Here is a 16,685-nt window from a genome sequence, read left to right on the forward strand (position 1 = left end):
TTATCTGGAAATAATTATGCAAAAGATACTAAATGTTGCGTTAGATAATCGCAGTTATCCGATCACTATTGGTGAAAACTTACTTAGTCAATTTGAATATTTCAAACTACATAGTGGCCAGAGAGTCCTCATTGCTACAAATGACACTATTGCTCCAATTTATTTACAGCAATTAATTAAAATGCTTGAAGATCATGGGGTCAAAACTGATTTCATTATTGTTCCTGATGGCGAGCAATACAAAACTATGGAAACTTGGAATAAAATCTTGACTGCTTTACTGGCCAACAATCATACTCGCAGTAGCATACTTATTGCACTTGGTGGTGGCGTTATTGGAGATGTGGCAGGTTTTGCAGCTTCCGCATATCAACGTGGCATAAAATTTATACAGGTTCCTACTACTTTATTATCTCAAGTAGATTCTTCCGTTGGTGGTAAAACTGCAATTAATCACCCTCTAGGTAAAAATATGATTGGTGCATTTTATCAGCCGCAATCAGTCGTAATTGATATTAATTGTTTAAAAACTTTACCACAAAGAGAACTTTCAGCAGGTCTAGCTGAAGTGATTAAATATGGCATTATAATGGATTGTGAGTTTTTTAATTGGCTAGAATTACATATAGATGATTTACTTAATTTAGATGTCGATGCATTAAGTTACTGTATTTATCGATGTTGTGAATTGAAAGCTCAGGTTGTCGCTGCTGATGAAACAGAACAAGATATGCGCGCTATATTAAATCTTGGCCACACCTACGGTCATGCAATTGAAGCTGAACTTGGCTATGGGAATTGGTTACATGGTGAAGCAGTTAGTGTTGGAATGCTAATGGCAGCTCAAACAGCTAAGTTACTTGGCAAATTTACTGATGAAGGTTTTGATCGGATTAAAAAGTTATTAATTAAGGCTAAATTGCCAGTAAAAAGACCTACACAGATGCCAAATGAATCTTATATTCCTCACATGTTACGAGATAAGAAAGTTCAATCTGGGCAAATTAGATTAGTTTTACCGACTAAAATAGGTTCTGTTGAAGTCATTGATGTTATTGATAAACAATTAATATTAAAAGCAATATCTTCTATCTAAATCTTATTTATCCTCATTGATATACGAGTACTTGTAATTAATTCAAGTATTCGTACACATTTGTTTCCACTCATTTGAATTAAACCCTTAAAATGTAAATAAATGTTTACAGGCTAATATTGTGTTTTATCTAACAATAAGTAAAATTTTAATTTACTATTTCGTAATTTTGTGTTTACATATTAAGTGTTTATGTAATCAATATTTTACATATAAAAAATATGCATGATTTTAACAAGGAAAATAAAATGTTAAAAGACACACTAAATAACGTTCGAATTAGAGATGAGCACATGTTAATTACACCAGAAGAAATTAAGAATCTTTATCCATTATCATCAGAATTAGAAAATCAAATTGCTTCATCTCGTCAAACTATTGTTAATATTTTAGAACGTCGTGACCATCGATTACTTATTGTTTGTGGTCCTTGTTCTATTCACGATACTGAAGCCGCAATTGAATATGCACATAAACTAAAAAAACTATCTGATGAAGTTAAAGATAACTTATTTATCGTTATGCGTGTTTATTTTGAAAAACCAAGAACCACTGTTGGTTGGAAAGGCATGATCAATGACCCACATATGGATAGTTCCTTCGATATTGAACATGGTTTAAAAAAAGCACGTAAATTACTTCTTGATATCACTAAAATCGGGTTACCAATTGCAACTGAAGCATTAGATCCAAATACACCTCAATACATCGGTGATTTAATTAGCTGGTCAGCTATTGGTGCAAGAACCACTGAATCACAAACTCACCGAGAAATGGCGTCAGGATTATCCATGCCAGTTGGCTTTAAAAATGGTACAGATGGTAGTTTAGATGTGGCGATTAATGCAATGAAATCAGCTTCAATGGCACATCGATTTGTAGGTATTAATCAACAAGGGCAAGTTACGGTATTACAAACTTTAGGTAATCCACATGGTCACGTGATCCTAAGAGGAGGAAAAACACCTAACTTTGATGCCGAAAATGTTGCATTATGTGAAGTTCAAATGAACAAGGCTAAATTAGTGCCTAATTTAATGATAGATTGTAGTCACGCCAACTCAAATAAAGATTACCGTAATCAACCAATTGTTGTTGACTCAATTATTGAGCAAATTAAGCAAGGCAACAATTCAATTATTGGTGTCATGATCGAAAGTAATTTATTTGAAGGAAATCAATCATCTGAGCAACCAAAAGAAAACTTTAAGTATGGTGTATCAGTTACTGATGCTTGCATCAATTTTGAAACAACTGAGCAATTATTGCGAAAAATGAACAATGACTTAGCAGAGCCTCTAAATAATAGGCAAAAGTAACCGATTAAAGTTTATATTATTTTTATGAAACTAAATCGCCGACAGAAGTCGGCGATTTTTTTATCCAAGTTGCTTGCGTGCATTGCGGAAAATTCGCATCCAAGGACTATCTTCGCCCCAATTATCAGGATGCCATGAATTGGTTACAGTCCTAAAAACTCGCTCTGGATGTGGCATCATTATAGTTGATCGACCATCACTTGACGTTACAGCTGTAATACCATTTGGTGATCCATTCGGATTTGCAGGGTACTGCTCTGTCGCTTTTCCAAAGTGGTCAATATACCTGACTGCCACTAAACCTGAAGCCTCTAAACGAGTTAAATGATCTAGATCTCTAGTTTCAACTTGACCTTCACCATGAGAAACCGCAATAGGCATATGCGAACCAGCCATATCAGTAAAGAGTAATGAAGGACTTGATTGGATTTTGACCAAACTAAAGCGTGCCTCAAAGCGTTCCGATACGTTTCGTACAAAACGAGGCCATAACTCAGCACCTGGTATTAGATCTTTGAGATTTGACATCATTTGGCAGCCATTACATACACCTAATGACAAAGTATCATTACGATGGAAGAATTGCTCAAACTCATGGCGAACTTGTTCATTAAATAAAATAGACTTAGCCCATCCTTCGCCTGCACCTAATACATCTCCGTAAGAGAAACCACCACAAGCAACGATGGTATTAAATTGATTCAATGTCACTTGCCCAGATAATAAATCCGTCATATGGACATCAATTGATTCAAATCCAGCTCGAGCAAATGCAGCAGCCATTTCAACATGCGAGTTGACTCCCTGTTCGCGTAAAATTGCAACTTTAGGCTTCACACCTTTGGCTATATAAGGTGCAGCAATATCTTGTTCTGAATCAAAAGTAAGGTGAACATTTAATCCCGGATCGTCATCATTTTGTTTGGCTTGATGCTCCTGATCAGCACATGCTGGATTATCTCGCAAACGCTGCATTTGCCAAGTGGTTTCTGCCCACCAAGTTCTCATGGTTAATCGAGATTCGCTATATACCACAGCACTGTTATTACGCACAATAAATTGCTGTCCGGCTTTAGCTGAACCTAATTTATAAATCGCATGGGACAGTCCAAAATGCTTAAAGCATGTCATGACTTCGTCTAAATCACTACCACGAATTTGAATAACTGCCCCTAGCTCCTCATTAAATAACGAGGCAATCACATCACTACCGAGAGAATGAATATCAACATCAATACCGCAATGCCCTGCAAATGCCATTTCAGCCAAAGTAACCAATAACCCACCATCTGAGCGATCATGATAAGCCAGTAGATTATTTTGAGCGACTAGCGTTTGTATCGCTTGATAAAAATCAGCTAATTCTTTAGCGTCATGAACATCAGCAGTTCTTTGTCCAAGATGGCGATAAACCTGCGCCAATGCCGTTGCACCTAATGCATGGTGACCTTTAGAGAGATCAACAAACAACAATAGATTATCCTGATCGGTGCGAAGTTGTGGCGTAACCGTTTTACGTACATCTTCAACTCGAGCAAATGCCGAAATCACTAATGATAAAGGTGAGGTTACCGTTTTTTGTTCACCATTTTGTTGCCATGTTGTTTTCATTGACATGGAATCTTTACCAACCGGAATAGCCAGACCCAACGTTGGGCATAGTTCTTCACCAATAGCTTTAACTGCTTGATAAAGGCCAGCATCCTCACCCGGATGACCTGCGGCTGCCATCCAGTTAGCCGAAAGCTTAATTCGCTTAATGCCGCCAATGTTTGTCGCCGCAATATTGGTAATTGCTTCACCAACAGCTAATCGTGCTGATGCAGCATAGTTAAGCAATGCAACAGGGGCACGTTCACCCATTGACATAGCTTCACCATAATAACTATCTAAACTTGCTGTTGTCACTGCACAATCGGCAACAGGTACTTGCCAAGGTCCAACCATCTGATCACGAGCAACCATGCCAGTTACCGAACGGTCACCAATCGTAATTAAAAAGGTTTTTTCGGCCACAACTGGTAAATGCAGTACCCGTTTCACTGCATCATATAAATTGATTTCAGATGTAGAAAAATGGTCACCTTCGGCTTGGCTTGACTTTACATCACGTAACATTTTAGGGGTTTTACCAAGTAAAACATCTAAAGGTAAATCTATCGGATTATTATTAAAATGCTCATCATGTAAAACTACTGCTTTATTTATTGTAGCTTCCCCGATAACCGCATAGGGTGCGCGTTCACGTTTACAAAGTTCATCAAATAGCTCAAGGCTTTCCGGATGAATAGCCAGTACATAACGCTCTTGTGATTCATTACACCAAATTTCTAACGGCGACATCCCCGGCTCATCACTTAATATTTTGCGCAATTCAAACTGACCACCACAGCCACCATCACTAACAAGTTCAGGCATAGCATTAGACAAGCCTCCCGCGCCTACATCATGGATAAATAAAATAGGATTTTTATCGCCAAGTTGCCAGCAACGGTCGATGACCTCTTGGCAACGACGTTCCATTTCAGGATTATCACGTTGAACCGAGGCAAAATCGAGATCCGCATCCGATTGCCCAGAAGTCATTGAGGACGCAGCACCACCACCTAAACCAATATTCATAGCTGGTCCGCCTAAAACAATTAGTTTGGAACCAATAGGAAATTCACCTTTCTGGATATGTTCTCGACGGATATTTCCCATACCACCAGCTAACATAATTGGTTTATGATAACCTCTGACCTCTTCGCCATTAAAGCTGTTTACTTTTTCTTCATAAGTACGAAAATAACCTAACAATGCTGGACGACCAAATTCATTATTAAATGCAGCGCCACCTAAAGGTCCATCCATCATAATATCGAAGGCGCTCACTATTCGATCCGGTTTACCAAAATCTTGTTCCCAAGGTTGCTCAAAATTAGGAATTCGTAAATTTGAAACGGAAAAACCAACTAAACCAGCTTTGGGTTTGGCGCCTTTTCCTGTCGCACCTTCATCCCGAATCTCACCACCACTACCAGTTGCTGCTCCTGGCCAAGGAGATATCGCAGTTGGGTGATTATGCGTTTCAACCTTCATGAGAATATCTGCATATTCCTGATGAAAATCGTAAGTTCGATTTTCATAATCAGCAAAAAAACGCCCCACTTTTGAGCCATCCATTACCGCAGCATTATCTTTATAAGCGGATGACACATAATCTGGCGTATTTTCAAAGGTGTTTTTTATCATTTTAAACAATGATTTTGGTTGTTTTATACCATCAATCACCCAGTCAGCATTAAATATCTTATGGCGACAATGTTCAGAATTCGCTTGACCGAACATATAGAGTTCAATATCTGTAGGATTACGGTTTAATTTTTGGAAACTTTCAACTAAATAGTCAATTTCATCCGGCGCTAAAGCTAAACCTAATTTTACATTAGCCTCTTCTAAAGCATTGCGCCCTTTTCCTAATAAATCAACAATGGTTACTGGTTTGGGCTGTTCAGTCTTAAATAATTGCTGAGCTTGCTCAAAGCTACTTAATACCGTTTCCATCATTCGGTCATGAATTAATGAAAGAAAAGTATTTTGTTGTATTGCCGTTAAGGATGAACTAACTTGTACATAATAAGCAATTCCACGCTCTATTCGATGGATTTGTGATAGTCCACAATTATGTGCTATATCGGTGGCTTTAGATGACCATGGTGAGATAGTGCCTTCGCGTGGGGTAACTAAAAAGAGTATTTTATTTGCTGGATTTTCTATCTTTATCTGCGCACTTTTGGGACCATATTGTAACAGCTTATCCAAGGTTAAACTCTGTTCGGAATTCAGCTCATCAGTCAGATCGATAAAGTGAATATATTGAGCTTCGATATTGACAATGGGGATAGATTGTTCACGACATGAGGATAGAATTTTATTAATACGAAATGTCGATAGAGCAGAAGAACCAGCTAAAATTTTCATGCTAAGTACTCTTTTTAAGCAAAAAAAGGAAAAAAATAGAACAACATTATAAAAGAAAGTAGCTAAAGAGGCTATCTTAAAAATCATTATATGATTTAATAAAAAAAGTTGAGGAGCGGGGTTTTTGAAAGCTTATTTACTCATTTTTACACTAATGTAGCACTTTGATTAACATATAAAAAACCGATTTCTTACAAATCATCTCTTTCATCTATAGGGTTAATTTTGGAGAATTAATACTAGAAGAATTATTTTTAATGCTTATAGCTATAAGATTGCTAAAAGAAGTAAAAAGGTAGAATAATATCTCAACAGCGATGACAATAAAAAACGCCAACTAAAGTTGGCGTTTTTTATTATATAACTAAGCTTCTCTATGATTAAGCTTCGTTCCAACTATCTCTTAAGCCTACGGTTCGATTAAAGACTAATTTATCTTCTGTCGCATACTTACTATCAAGACAGAAATAACCTTCACGTTCAAATTGATAAGCTTGTTCGGCTTTGGCTTTTTTCAAACTAGGCTCAACAAATCCTTGTTTAATAATTAAAGAATTTGGATTGATAGTTGATAAGAAATCCTCAGCGCTACCAGGATTTGGGGTACTAAATAAGCGATCATAAAGACGAATTTCAGCAGGTTTACCATACTTGGCTGATACCCAATGAATAACGCCTTTAACTTTACGTCCATCTTCAGGATTTTTATTTAATGTTGCCGGATCGTAACTACAATAAATAGTTTGAATATTACCTTCTGCGTCCTTTTCAACACGATCAGCGCGTATCACATAAGCATTACGTAGACGGACTTCTTTACCTAATACTAAACGCTTATAATTTTTATTAGCTTCTTCTCTGAAATCAGCTCGATCAATATAAATCTCGCGTGTAAATGTTACTTCGCGATGACCGAGTTCTGGCCTGTTAGGATGATTTGGCATACTTAAGACTTCATCAAGTGTTTCTGAAAAGTTTTCAATTACCACTTTAACCGGATCAAGTACCGCCATTGCTCGTGGTGCATTTTCGTTGAGATCTTCTCGAATACAAAATTCAAGTGTACTCATTTCAACGGTATTTTCTTGTTTGGTTACCCCGATTCGACGACAAAATTCACGAATTGAAGCTGGTGTATAACCTCGACGGCGTAAACCTGAAACGGTTGGCATACGAGGATCATTCCAACCATCAACAATTTCTTCGGCAACCAATTGTGTTAATTTACGTTTTGAGGTAATAGCATATTCTAGATTTAATCTAGAAAACTCATACTGATGAGGACGAGCTTGAATAGTAATATTATCTAAAACCCAGTCATATAAACGACGGTTATCTTGGAACTCAAGCGTACAAAGTGAATGGGTTATATTTTCAATAGCATCCGAAATACAGTGAGTAAAATCATACATCGGATAGATACACCATTTATTACCAGTTTGGTGATGCTCGGCAAATTTAATACGGTATAAAACTGGATCACGCATAACAATAAAAGGTGAAGCCATGTCGATTTTCGCTCTTAAGCAAGCTTTACCTTCAGCAAATTTACCCTCTTTCATTTGGATAAATAATGCTAAATTTTCCTCTATGCTTCGATCACGATAAGGGCTATTTTTACCTGGTTGTGTTAAGGAGCCTCGATACTCTCGAATTTCTTCAGGAGATAGTTCATCTACATAAGCTAATCCTTTATTGATAAGCTCTATGGCATATTCATATAAACGGTCAAAATAGTCAGATGAATAGCAAATCTCACCATCCCATTCGAATCCTAACCAGCGGACATCTTCTTTAATTGATTCAACATATTCAATATCTTCTTTGGCTGGATTGGTATCATCAAACCGTAAATTACATTTACCGTGATAATCTTGGGCAATACCGAAGTTTAAACAGATAGATTTTGCATGGCCAATATGTAAATAGCCATTAGGTTCTGGCGGAAAACGAGTATGCGTTGTTTTATATTTTCCCGCAGCAAGATCCGCATCAATAATTTGACGAATAAAGTTATTTGGACGAGTTTCGTTCTCTGTCGGTAAATCACCGCTCATAAAAAACCTCTGATTATATATGTTTACTCATAACCAATTTAGAAATGAGATTTATCACTTTTATCACTTCGACCGACGAATATAGCAAATTTTTTGTCTTTTCGAAACGTTAAAACAAGAGATTTCAGTTACCTGAAAAAAATAATTACCCTCAAACGGATAACACTCCTAAATAATTTTAACAATTATTTTAATTTTAACTTCAGTTATTCCTCTCCTGATTTTATCGAAACGACAAATCTTGCACCACCTAGTGGGCTAGTAACCACGAATGCTTTACCGTCATGAAATTCTGCCATTAATTTTACATAAGCTAAGCCTAACCCATAGCCACCAGTTGATCGTGTACGACTGGTGTCAAGGCGAGCAAAAGGCATAAAAATTTTTTCTCGAGAATCGAAAGGAATGCCTGCACCATCATCATCAATTTCCAAAATAACTCGGTTATCTTGTTTGGTTATATTTAATACTGCTTTATGGGCTGCATATTTAAACGCATTAAGTAGCAGATTTTTGACAATAGTTTCTGCCAAATTGATATCAATTTTAGCTTTAGCATCTTGGCTATGGCAAATGAGCTCAAAGCCCTTAGGTTTAAATAGTGCTAATGACTGACAAACTTTTTCACCCCATTGTTTTAACGATACAGTAGTAAAGTTTAATTCAATATTACTTTGCTGCATTTTAAAATAATTCAAACTAGCATTAATGAGGGTTTCAAGTTCATCTATATCATCACTCATTCCTTTTTGTAAATCAGATCTTTCTACTTCGTCTGTAGATTCTTCAAGCATACTTAACTCAAATCGCATTCGTGCAAGAGGGGTTCGTAGTTCATGTGCCATCGCATGTGAAATTGTTTGGTTAGTGCTGACAAGATGCTCAATGTGAGTCCCCATATTATTTAAAACATTGGCTAATGGTTTGAATAGCCAACCTTTCACATTTTCCGTTCGAGCCTTCAAATTGCCCTGTCCAAGTTGTTCTGCGGTTTGACGTATGTTGACCAGATCTTTCCATACAGCACTAAACGCGAAATAGATTAATATAAAAAAGATTATGGCACTAAATAATGCCCAAATAATAAGGAAAACGCTCAACGACATGGTATTTGATTCTAATATATCTCGCATTAGAATCGGCCCCAATTGTAATAAATGACCATCATTGAGATTGATATAGACAACTTCGTCATCACCATCATAAGCAAAATCAAGTTTTTCAAGTTCTTTTTTTACAGAATGAGATAATTCTGTATTTGCAGGTAACACTTTGATTGGATAACCAAAATATGGTTGTAACTCGTCAACTACTGCTTGCAGTGGACGCTGTTTATTTTCATCAATGTGTTTGCGAATTAAGTTGACTGTTCCTCTTTGTGATTCACGAAAAACGATATGATCATCTGGCATATCAGTTAATGATGAAGGTAGTGAATCAAACACTAATAATGCGCCATAGGCGATAATACATTGCAATGAAAGTAAAATAACTAGATAGAAGACGATGCGGCGGTTAAAAAATAGCGGTTTAGCTAATAACTGTCTCAATGGTTTTCCCCTTCGCGCATGAATAAATACCCCTTTCCTCGAACCGTTTTAATTCTTGAAGGATTATCAGGATCATCAAGGAGTTTACGTCTTAACCGAGAAATTCGGGCATCAATTGAACGATCGCTACCGTCAAAATCAATCCCTCTAACTTGGGAAAATATATCGTCTCTAGATAGAATCTTACCTGCGTTATTAGCTAACAACCAGAGTAAGTCAAATTCGGCAGTCGTTAAATCTATTTCATGCCCGTCTAATAACACTTTACGATTTTCACCATCAATCACTAAATTTTCAAAGGCTAAAGTATTATTGTTAAATAAAGCAATTTGCTCTTTTAGGCCTTCTTTTTCTGTTTCATTTTGCTTTCGGCGTAGCAATGCTCGAATCCGAGCTAGTAATAATCGTGGTTCAACCGGTTTAGCTAAATAATCATCAGCGCCTAACTCTAATCCCACGATTTCATCAATATTATCTTCGCTAGCCGTCATTATAAGAATATAGTTACTGAACCATGAACGTATATCTCGACAGATATCAAATCCAGTTTTTTCAGGTAACATTACATCTAAAATAACCAAATCAGGGTTGATTTGTTGTATTTTTTCTTCTGCTCCTTCACCACTATTATGCCAATCTACCCTATATCCTTGACGGATTAGGTAGACTTGTATTAAATTGGCTAATCTTTCATCATCTTCGATAATTAATATGCGTTCACTCATTTCTGATTCTCTTTACCGTAAAGTGGACTTCGAGATGCTTCATTATACAGGCAAATAGAGCCTCGTTACAAAATATATACAAAGAGCCAACAAAGTTAGCTACCACTTTGTGAGAAAATTGTCGCCAATATCTATAACTAGCAATTTTTACTTGGAATATGAATACTTTTTCATCAATTACTAATCATCTTTTTCAACCATCTTACACTCGCTATCACAACCCTATTATTTTGTGTGATTTTGATGGCACAATTAGTGTTAAAGATGTAACTGATACTTTACTTAGTCAGTTCGGCCAAGATGGCTGTGATGAGCTCGAAGAGTTGTGGGTTAGTGGTAAAATTGGTTCTCAAGAGTGTATGAGTAAACAGATTGCCTTAATGGACGCAAGCTTAGAGGAGCTTAATCAAGCATTGGCAAAAATTGAAATTGATTCTAGCTTTAAATCATTCATTAAGTATACCGAAAAAAAACATATACCAGTTCATGTAGTTAGTGATGGTTTAGATTATGCTATCCAATTTGTATTAAAGCGTCATGGTATTGAACATTTACCTATTTATGCTAATAAACTATTGCATGATAATCACAGAAGTTGGCGCCTTGAGTTTCCTTACGCTAATAAGGATTGTATAAAACAAAGTGGTAATTGCAAATGCAATCATGTAAAACAACAGCAACATTTTCCTCAAATATTGTATGTTGGTGATGGTACTTCTGATTTTTGCGTTTCACATCATGTCGATCTGGTTTTTGCTAAAGATAAGCTGATCAATTACTGTGAAAAAAATAACATTAAGCACACTGCTATTGTTAATTTTGCAGATGTAACAGAGGCTTTAAAACAAGCAGAGCAATCACTAATTCCAGTCATGATGGTGAAATAAAGGAACAATAATGAGTACAATTGAAGATTTATCTTATTTTTTACCAGGAAATAAAAATGGCGTGCTATTAATTCATGGTTTAACTGGCACACCAAATGAAATGCGTATTTTAGCCAATGGTTTACATAAAGCAGGATTTACTGTTTATGCAATACAATTGGCAGGTCACTGTGGTACTGAAGCAGATCTATGTAAAACAACTTGGCAAGATTGGTATAAAAGCGTTCAAGATGGCGCTGATTATTTAGCTAAACATGTAGACAACCTTTTTGTCGCAGGTTTATCAATGGGCGCACTTTTGGCGTTGAAACTTGCTGCAGATCGTCCAAATCAAGTTAAAGGTGTTGGTGTTCTAGCACCTACATTTTATTATGATGGTTGGAGTATGCCATTTTGGGCTAAAAAGTTTTTCTTTTTATTGGTCTATTTTAAAAAACTTGGCATTTTTCAAAAAGTCTCTTTTATTGAAAAACCGCCTTATGGTCTTAAAGATGAGCGTATCCGAGCGGTGGTATCAGAAAGCATGTTAAGTGGCGATGCTGCATCCGCTGGACTTGCTGGAAATCCATTTCCTGCATTAGCAGAAATGCAATTATTGGCAAAACATGTTCGCCAAGAATTACCAAAAGTTACGTCACCTTGTTTAATTATGCATTCAGGTAATGACGATATTGCCAATATTGAAACTAATGCAAAATTAGTTGAGAAGCATGTTTCTGGTCCAAAACGATTAGTTGTATTAAATGATAGTTATCATTTAATTACTATTGATAGCCAACGCCGTGAAGTAATTAAAGAGTGCGCTTCATTTTTTAATAATCTGGCAGAAGGAACTTAAGCATAATGTCATCCTTAGTTATTTTTCTTTGGGTTAGTAATATTTGTTTTGATACCTTAGGACAAGTTGCTTTTAAATATGCTGCAATATCACCTACCAATAGAGATGGATGGTACTATTGGTTAGATCTCGCCAAAAATCATTGGATTTGGATAGGAATATCATCTTACATTGCCGAATTTTTACTGTGGTTAGCTTTTTTAACTTTAGTTCCACTTTCCCAAGGTGTATTGCTCGCCTCATTTAATATCATTACTATCATGTTAGTAGGTCGGATTCTATTTAAAGAATTACTGACGGTATATCGTGTTATTGGCATGTCTTTAATTACTGCTGGTGTGATCTTTGTGGGGTTATCTTAATATGGCTAAGTTCTATTTAATTGGTTTTACCGTATTATTAATGTTTGATACGATTGCACAATGTAGCTTTAAATTGGCTGCCGAACATGCCCAGCCACTTTCGATGAGCGTTGAATGGATAGTTAGGGTATTTTCCGGTCATTGGATCTATGTATCAATAGCTGGCTACATTTTTACTTTCTTTACTTGGATGACTTTATTAAAAAAAGCGCCTGTAGGACCTGCTTTTGCAGCTTCACATTTTGAAGTTGTTACCGTAATGATTGCTTCAGTTTGGTTATTTAATGAACCTATCACTTTATTTAAGTTAATTGGAACTATATTGATTGTTTCAGGGATTTTGTTTTTAGCACTAGCAGAAAGTAAACTTGCGAAGAAAGATACTCATCATCGTTCTAAATAACTTCAAGATAAGGATTAAAAACCTGGCAAACTATATCAGTTCTTGAATGCTAGGTTTTTAAAGCTTTTAATAATGTTAAATTAAGTTGATGTTGTTCTTGTTGCCAATCATTTAACTTTTCTAATGATATTTCGGGCTGTTTGTCCAGTGAACTTAGTAATCTCTTAAACCAATTTTTAGGCTGCCATATCGATAATTCGCCCGTGATATCACTACCGATAATCCGGGGCTTAATAGATGTAATAGTATCTAATAAATGATAGGTTTGTAGTTTTCCTTGGTCCCAATTGGTATGAATAACTTCTTCACTTAAGGCATCTTTATCTATCGATAAATATATCGGTTTAGTATTACGGTATTGTTCGGATAGAAACTGAGTAATAAGATCATCTGGCGAATCAAAATAGCGAAAAGCATGACTTAAACCAATTTTCTTAGCCCAAGAGACATTAACATCCATGCTCCAATAAGTCAGTTTTTTATGAAACAATGGTGACCATCTATTTTCCCAAAAATGCCATAGGCCAATATCATGTGATGTAATTCCTAATACATGTACATGGCTAACAAAAGGTAAACTAGCCACATAGCTAACCCATGATCCACAGTGAATGCCAAACAGATAACGCATGTTATCTGGATGGTTGTCGAAAATAACTATTTCAATGGGATTTTCTTCTGTATATTGCTTAGCTAGCTGCTCAATAAGTAATAACGAAATATGGTGGTAATCACCGCTACCCATTAATACCGTACCATAGCTTTCTGGTAATGATTGTTGTAATACCTTTTTAAAGTTTTGGAATTTTTTTGTACTACAACCAAAGCGAATGACATCTTGCCACTGAGTAAAATCAATCGTTTTAGCATTATCAATTTCACCTACACTTTGATCAAAGTTAAGGATAACTAGCGATGTCATGCTACTTTCTCCTTATCAGTTTCGAAATGGCCAATTAATCTACGCAAAACAGCCCTTAATAAAGGGTTTCGTATATAAACTAAGTGTTTAGTTAAGGTAAAACTAGCACCTAAAGAAGCTTTAACTTCTGGATCAGTCCAACCTGCAACATAATTACTAAGTTTTTGTTGTAATGCATATTCAAGATTAACAAACCAACTAACAAAATAGAGGTTTAATTCTCTTGCTTGAGGATAAACCATTCCTATGTATTTATCGATTAAAACATTGTTCACTACAAAACAGATGTTATAACCAATTAATTGTCCATTATGATGATAAGTAAAAATACGTCCATTTGAGGATTTGCTTTGCAGTAATTGGGTGAAAAATGGCTTAGTTAATAAATCAAAATGTACTTCACTCTGCTCATATACATTCAGATAAAGTTGATAATATAGATCAAGAGTCGCCTCATCAAAAAAACAATCATCACCAGTTTGTAAGATGTTAATCTCCAATTTTTCACGGGACTTTAGTTTTCTTCTTAAATTTTTACGACGACTGTATGATAGTTTTGCAAAAAAATCATCGATCGACTCAAAATCAATTGGAACCCAAGCTAAAGCTTGTCCTTCAACTTCAATAAACCCCCGTTCTTTTAAGGAACCAATAATCTGTTTAGAATATTGATTATCCTGCTTACTAAGCAGAGGTGAATCGGATGGCAAATCTTTAACAATAACAAATGGATATTTTTTTGTATAAGCTGCCTTAACATTGTCAGCTAATTGATGCGCATCGATTTTATTAGTCAATAAACTATATTCTGAAACGGTTGTACCCACAAAGCATGTTTTTGGTTGTAACCAATGCCGCCATTTTTTATAAAAAGGCAATTTATGAACTTTATGTTTAAAATCATCATCAGCAGTTATGAGCAAATCAAACTTAGCGGAAAAAGCAGGTATACCGTCTTCACTCATCCAGCTAGTAAACTCTCGCGGAGGATGAGAAAGAAAATTGTTGATTAATTCATTAGGTTCTAATTGATTGATATATCGCATAACTTTCTATAAATGATCTGAAATTCCCGCTAATTGATATTAGCGGGATTATTTTGATTTAAGACTTAAAGTTCTTTTTTAGCTCGAGTAATTAATTGATCAAGTAGTTCAATACCTTGATCAATCTCTTGACGAGTAATATGTAATGAAGGAGCAAAAGTGATAACATTTTTGTAATAACCACCAATATCAAGCACTAAGCCCATTTTGTTACCTTTCCAATCAAGATCACCTGACATACCAATATCTACCATTTTATCAACTAATGCTTTGTTAGCTGTAAATCCATCTTCGGTACAAATTTCAGCACGAAGTGCAAGACCTAGGCCATCAACTTCGCCTATTTCTTTATGTTTCTTCTCAAGTGTTTTTAATCCTTCAAGGAAATATGCACCGCTATCCATTACCATTTTTTCGTAATCTGTTTCAGAAGTCATTTTTAATACTTCTAGGCCAACTGCGGTACCTAAAGGATTTGAAGCAAACGTAGAGTGGGTTGAGCCAACTGGGAATACTTCTGGATTGATTAACTCTTCACGAGCCCATAAACCACCTAATGGATTTAAACCATTAGTTAATGCTTTCGCAAATACCACCACATCAGGTTTAACATCAAAATGTTCAATTGACCATAATTTACCAGTACGATAAAAGCCCATTTGAATTTCATCAACAACTAATAAAATACCATATTGATCTAAAACTTTTTTCAGACCTTTAAAGTAATTACGAGGAGGAACAATATAACCACCCGTTGCTTGTAATGGTTCAGCATAAAATGCAGCATATTCTGCTTGTCCGACTTTTGGATCCCATACACCGTGATATTCAGTTTCAAATAAACGTGCAAACTCAGCAACTAAGTGTTCACCATATTCTTCTGCTGTCATTCCTTTTGGACGACGGAACGGATATGGGAATGGTACAAACATTGCACGATCACCAAAATGACCATAACGACGACGGTAACGGTAGCTCGAAGTAATTGAAGATGCACCCAAAGTACGACCATGGTAACCACCTTGAAATGCAAACATCAGGGATTTACCACCAGTAGCATTACGAACGACTTTTAATGAATCTTCAATACATTGTGAACCACCAACATTAAAATGAACTCGTCCTTGGTAACCGAATCGCTGTTCCATACCTTGAGCAATTGTTTTTGCTAATTCGATTTTAGTTGGATGTAAATACTGGCTAGCACATTGTGGTAAAGTATCGATTTGCTTTTTAAGTACGTTATTTAAACGCTCATTAGCATAACCAAAGTTACAAGCAGAGTACCACATTTGTAAATCAAGGAAGGCTTTACCTTCTTTATCATACATGTAACTACCTTCACAACCATCAAAAATCTTTGGTGGTTCAACATAATGCACGGTATCACCAAATGAACAGTATTTTGCTTCATCCGCTAATAACGTTGCATCGTCGGGACGACTATTAATCATTTCTAAAGTTGGTTTACTCATAATTTATCTCACTAATCCATATTCAAATATGACAAAATGTGG

13 protein-coding genes are annotated in these 16,685 nt (G+C 35.9%); 6 read left to right on the top strand and 7 right to left on the bottom strand.

What is annotated here, in order from left to right; translation table 11 throughout:
- Window positions 1–16: 16 nt before the first annotated feature.
- Both aroB and J3U16_RS03445 read left to right on the top strand, forming a co-directional pair.
- Complete coding sequence (gene aroB / locus J3U16_RS03440; protein WP_267330582.1) at window positions 17–1,096, top strand: 3-dehydroquinate synthase; 1,080 nt, start codon at window positions 17–19, stop codon at window positions 1,094–1,096.
- A 248-nt stretch (window positions 1,097–1,344) separates the two neighbouring features.
- Window positions 1,345–2,415 (top strand): 3-deoxy-7-phosphoheptulonate synthase, encoded by a 1,071-nt coding sequence (locus J3U16_RS03445; protein ID WP_065562872.1) that lies wholly within the window; start codon window positions 1,345–1,347, stop codon window positions 2,413–2,415.
- A 60-nt stretch (window positions 2,416–2,475) separates the two neighbouring features.
- On the opposite strand, the gene purL is transcribed toward J3U16_RS03445, so the two are convergent.
- From purL to J3U16_RS03465, 4 genes are all read right to left on the bottom strand, one after another.
- Complete coding sequence (gene purL / locus J3U16_RS03450; protein WP_267342505.1) at window positions 2,476–6,378, bottom strand: phosphoribosylformylglycinamidine synthase; 3,903 nt, start codon at window positions 6,376–6,378, stop codon at window positions 2,476–2,478.
- Window positions 6,379–6,758: 380 nt separating this feature from the next.
- Window positions 6,759–8,435, bottom strand: coding sequence for a glutamine--tRNA ligase (gene glnS, locus J3U16_RS03455; protein WP_267342506.1), 1,677 nt, complete (start codon window positions 8,433–8,435; stop codon window positions 6,759–6,761).
- Window positions 8,436–8,641: 206 nt separating this feature from the next.
- Window positions 8,642–9,985, bottom strand: coding sequence for an ATP-binding protein (locus tag J3U16_RS03460; RefSeq protein WP_065562875.1), 1,344 nt, complete (start codon window positions 9,983–9,985; stop codon window positions 8,642–8,644).
- Window positions 9,982–10,710 (bottom strand): winged helix-turn-helix domain-containing protein, encoded by a 729-nt coding sequence (locus tag J3U16_RS03465; protein WP_065734928.1) that lies wholly within the window; start codon window positions 10,708–10,710, stop codon window positions 9,982–9,984. Before J3U16_RS03465 ends, J3U16_RS03460 begins: the two co-directional genes overlap by 4 nt.
- Before the next feature lie 158 nt (window positions 10,711–10,868).
- Between J3U16_RS03465 and J3U16_RS03470 the strand changes: the two genes are divergently transcribed.
- From J3U16_RS03470 to J3U16_RS03485, 4 genes are read left to right on the top strand one after another with little or no spacing between them, the layout of a single operon-like run.
- A complete protein-coding gene (locus tag J3U16_RS03470; RefSeq protein ID WP_065562877.1) occupies window positions 10,869–11,597 on the top strand; it encodes an MtnX-like HAD-IB family phosphatase in 729 nt (242 codons plus the stop codon).
- Between the two features lie 10 nt (window positions 11,598–11,607).
- Window positions 11,608–12,435 carry an alpha/beta hydrolase gene (locus tag J3U16_RS03475; protein WP_065562878.1) on the top strand — a complete coding sequence of 276 codons (828 nt, stop codon included), beginning with the start codon at window positions 11,608–11,610 and terminating at the stop codon, window positions 12,433–12,435.
- Between the two features lie 5 nt (window positions 12,436–12,440).
- Window positions 12,441–12,797 (top strand): EamA family transporter, encoded by a 357-nt coding sequence (locus J3U16_RS03480; RefSeq protein ID WP_065562879.1) that lies wholly within the window; start codon window positions 12,441–12,443, stop codon window positions 12,795–12,797.
- Between the two features lies 1 nt (window position 12,798).
- Entirely contained in the window at window positions 12,799–13,200 is a 402-nt protein-coding gene (locus J3U16_RS03485) for a DMT family transporter (RefSeq protein ID WP_220225264.1), read from the top strand.
- 49 nt (window positions 13,201–13,249) lie between these two features.
- Here the strand turns inward: J3U16_RS03485 and J3U16_RS03490 are convergent, their stop codons facing one another.
- The 3 genes from J3U16_RS03490 to J3U16_RS03500 form a co-directional block, all read right to left on the bottom strand.
- Window positions 13,250–14,122: an arginase family protein gene (locus tag J3U16_RS03490; protein ID WP_267342507.1), complete on the bottom strand. Its 873-nt coding sequence runs from the start codon at window positions 14,120–14,122 to the stop codon at window positions 13,250–13,252.
- Complete coding sequence (locus J3U16_RS03495; RefSeq protein WP_065562882.1) at window positions 14,119–15,168, bottom strand: GNAT family N-acetyltransferase; 1,050 nt, start codon at window positions 15,166–15,168, stop codon at window positions 14,119–14,121. Before J3U16_RS03495 ends, J3U16_RS03490 begins: the two co-directional genes overlap by 4 nt.
- A 65-nt stretch (window positions 15,169–15,233) precedes the next feature.
- Window positions 15,234–16,643: an aspartate aminotransferase family protein gene (locus J3U16_RS03500; RefSeq protein ID WP_110422514.1), complete on the bottom strand. Its 1,410-nt coding sequence runs from the start codon at window positions 16,641–16,643 to the stop codon at window positions 15,234–15,236.
- Window positions 16,644–16,685: the final 42 nt, after the last annotated feature.

Origin of the sequence: Gilliamella sp. B3023 (assembly GCF_026536845.1) — a bacterium.
Lineage (GTDB): Bacteria > Pseudomonadota > Gammaproteobacteria > Enterobacterales > Orbaceae > Gilliamella > Gilliamella apicola_E.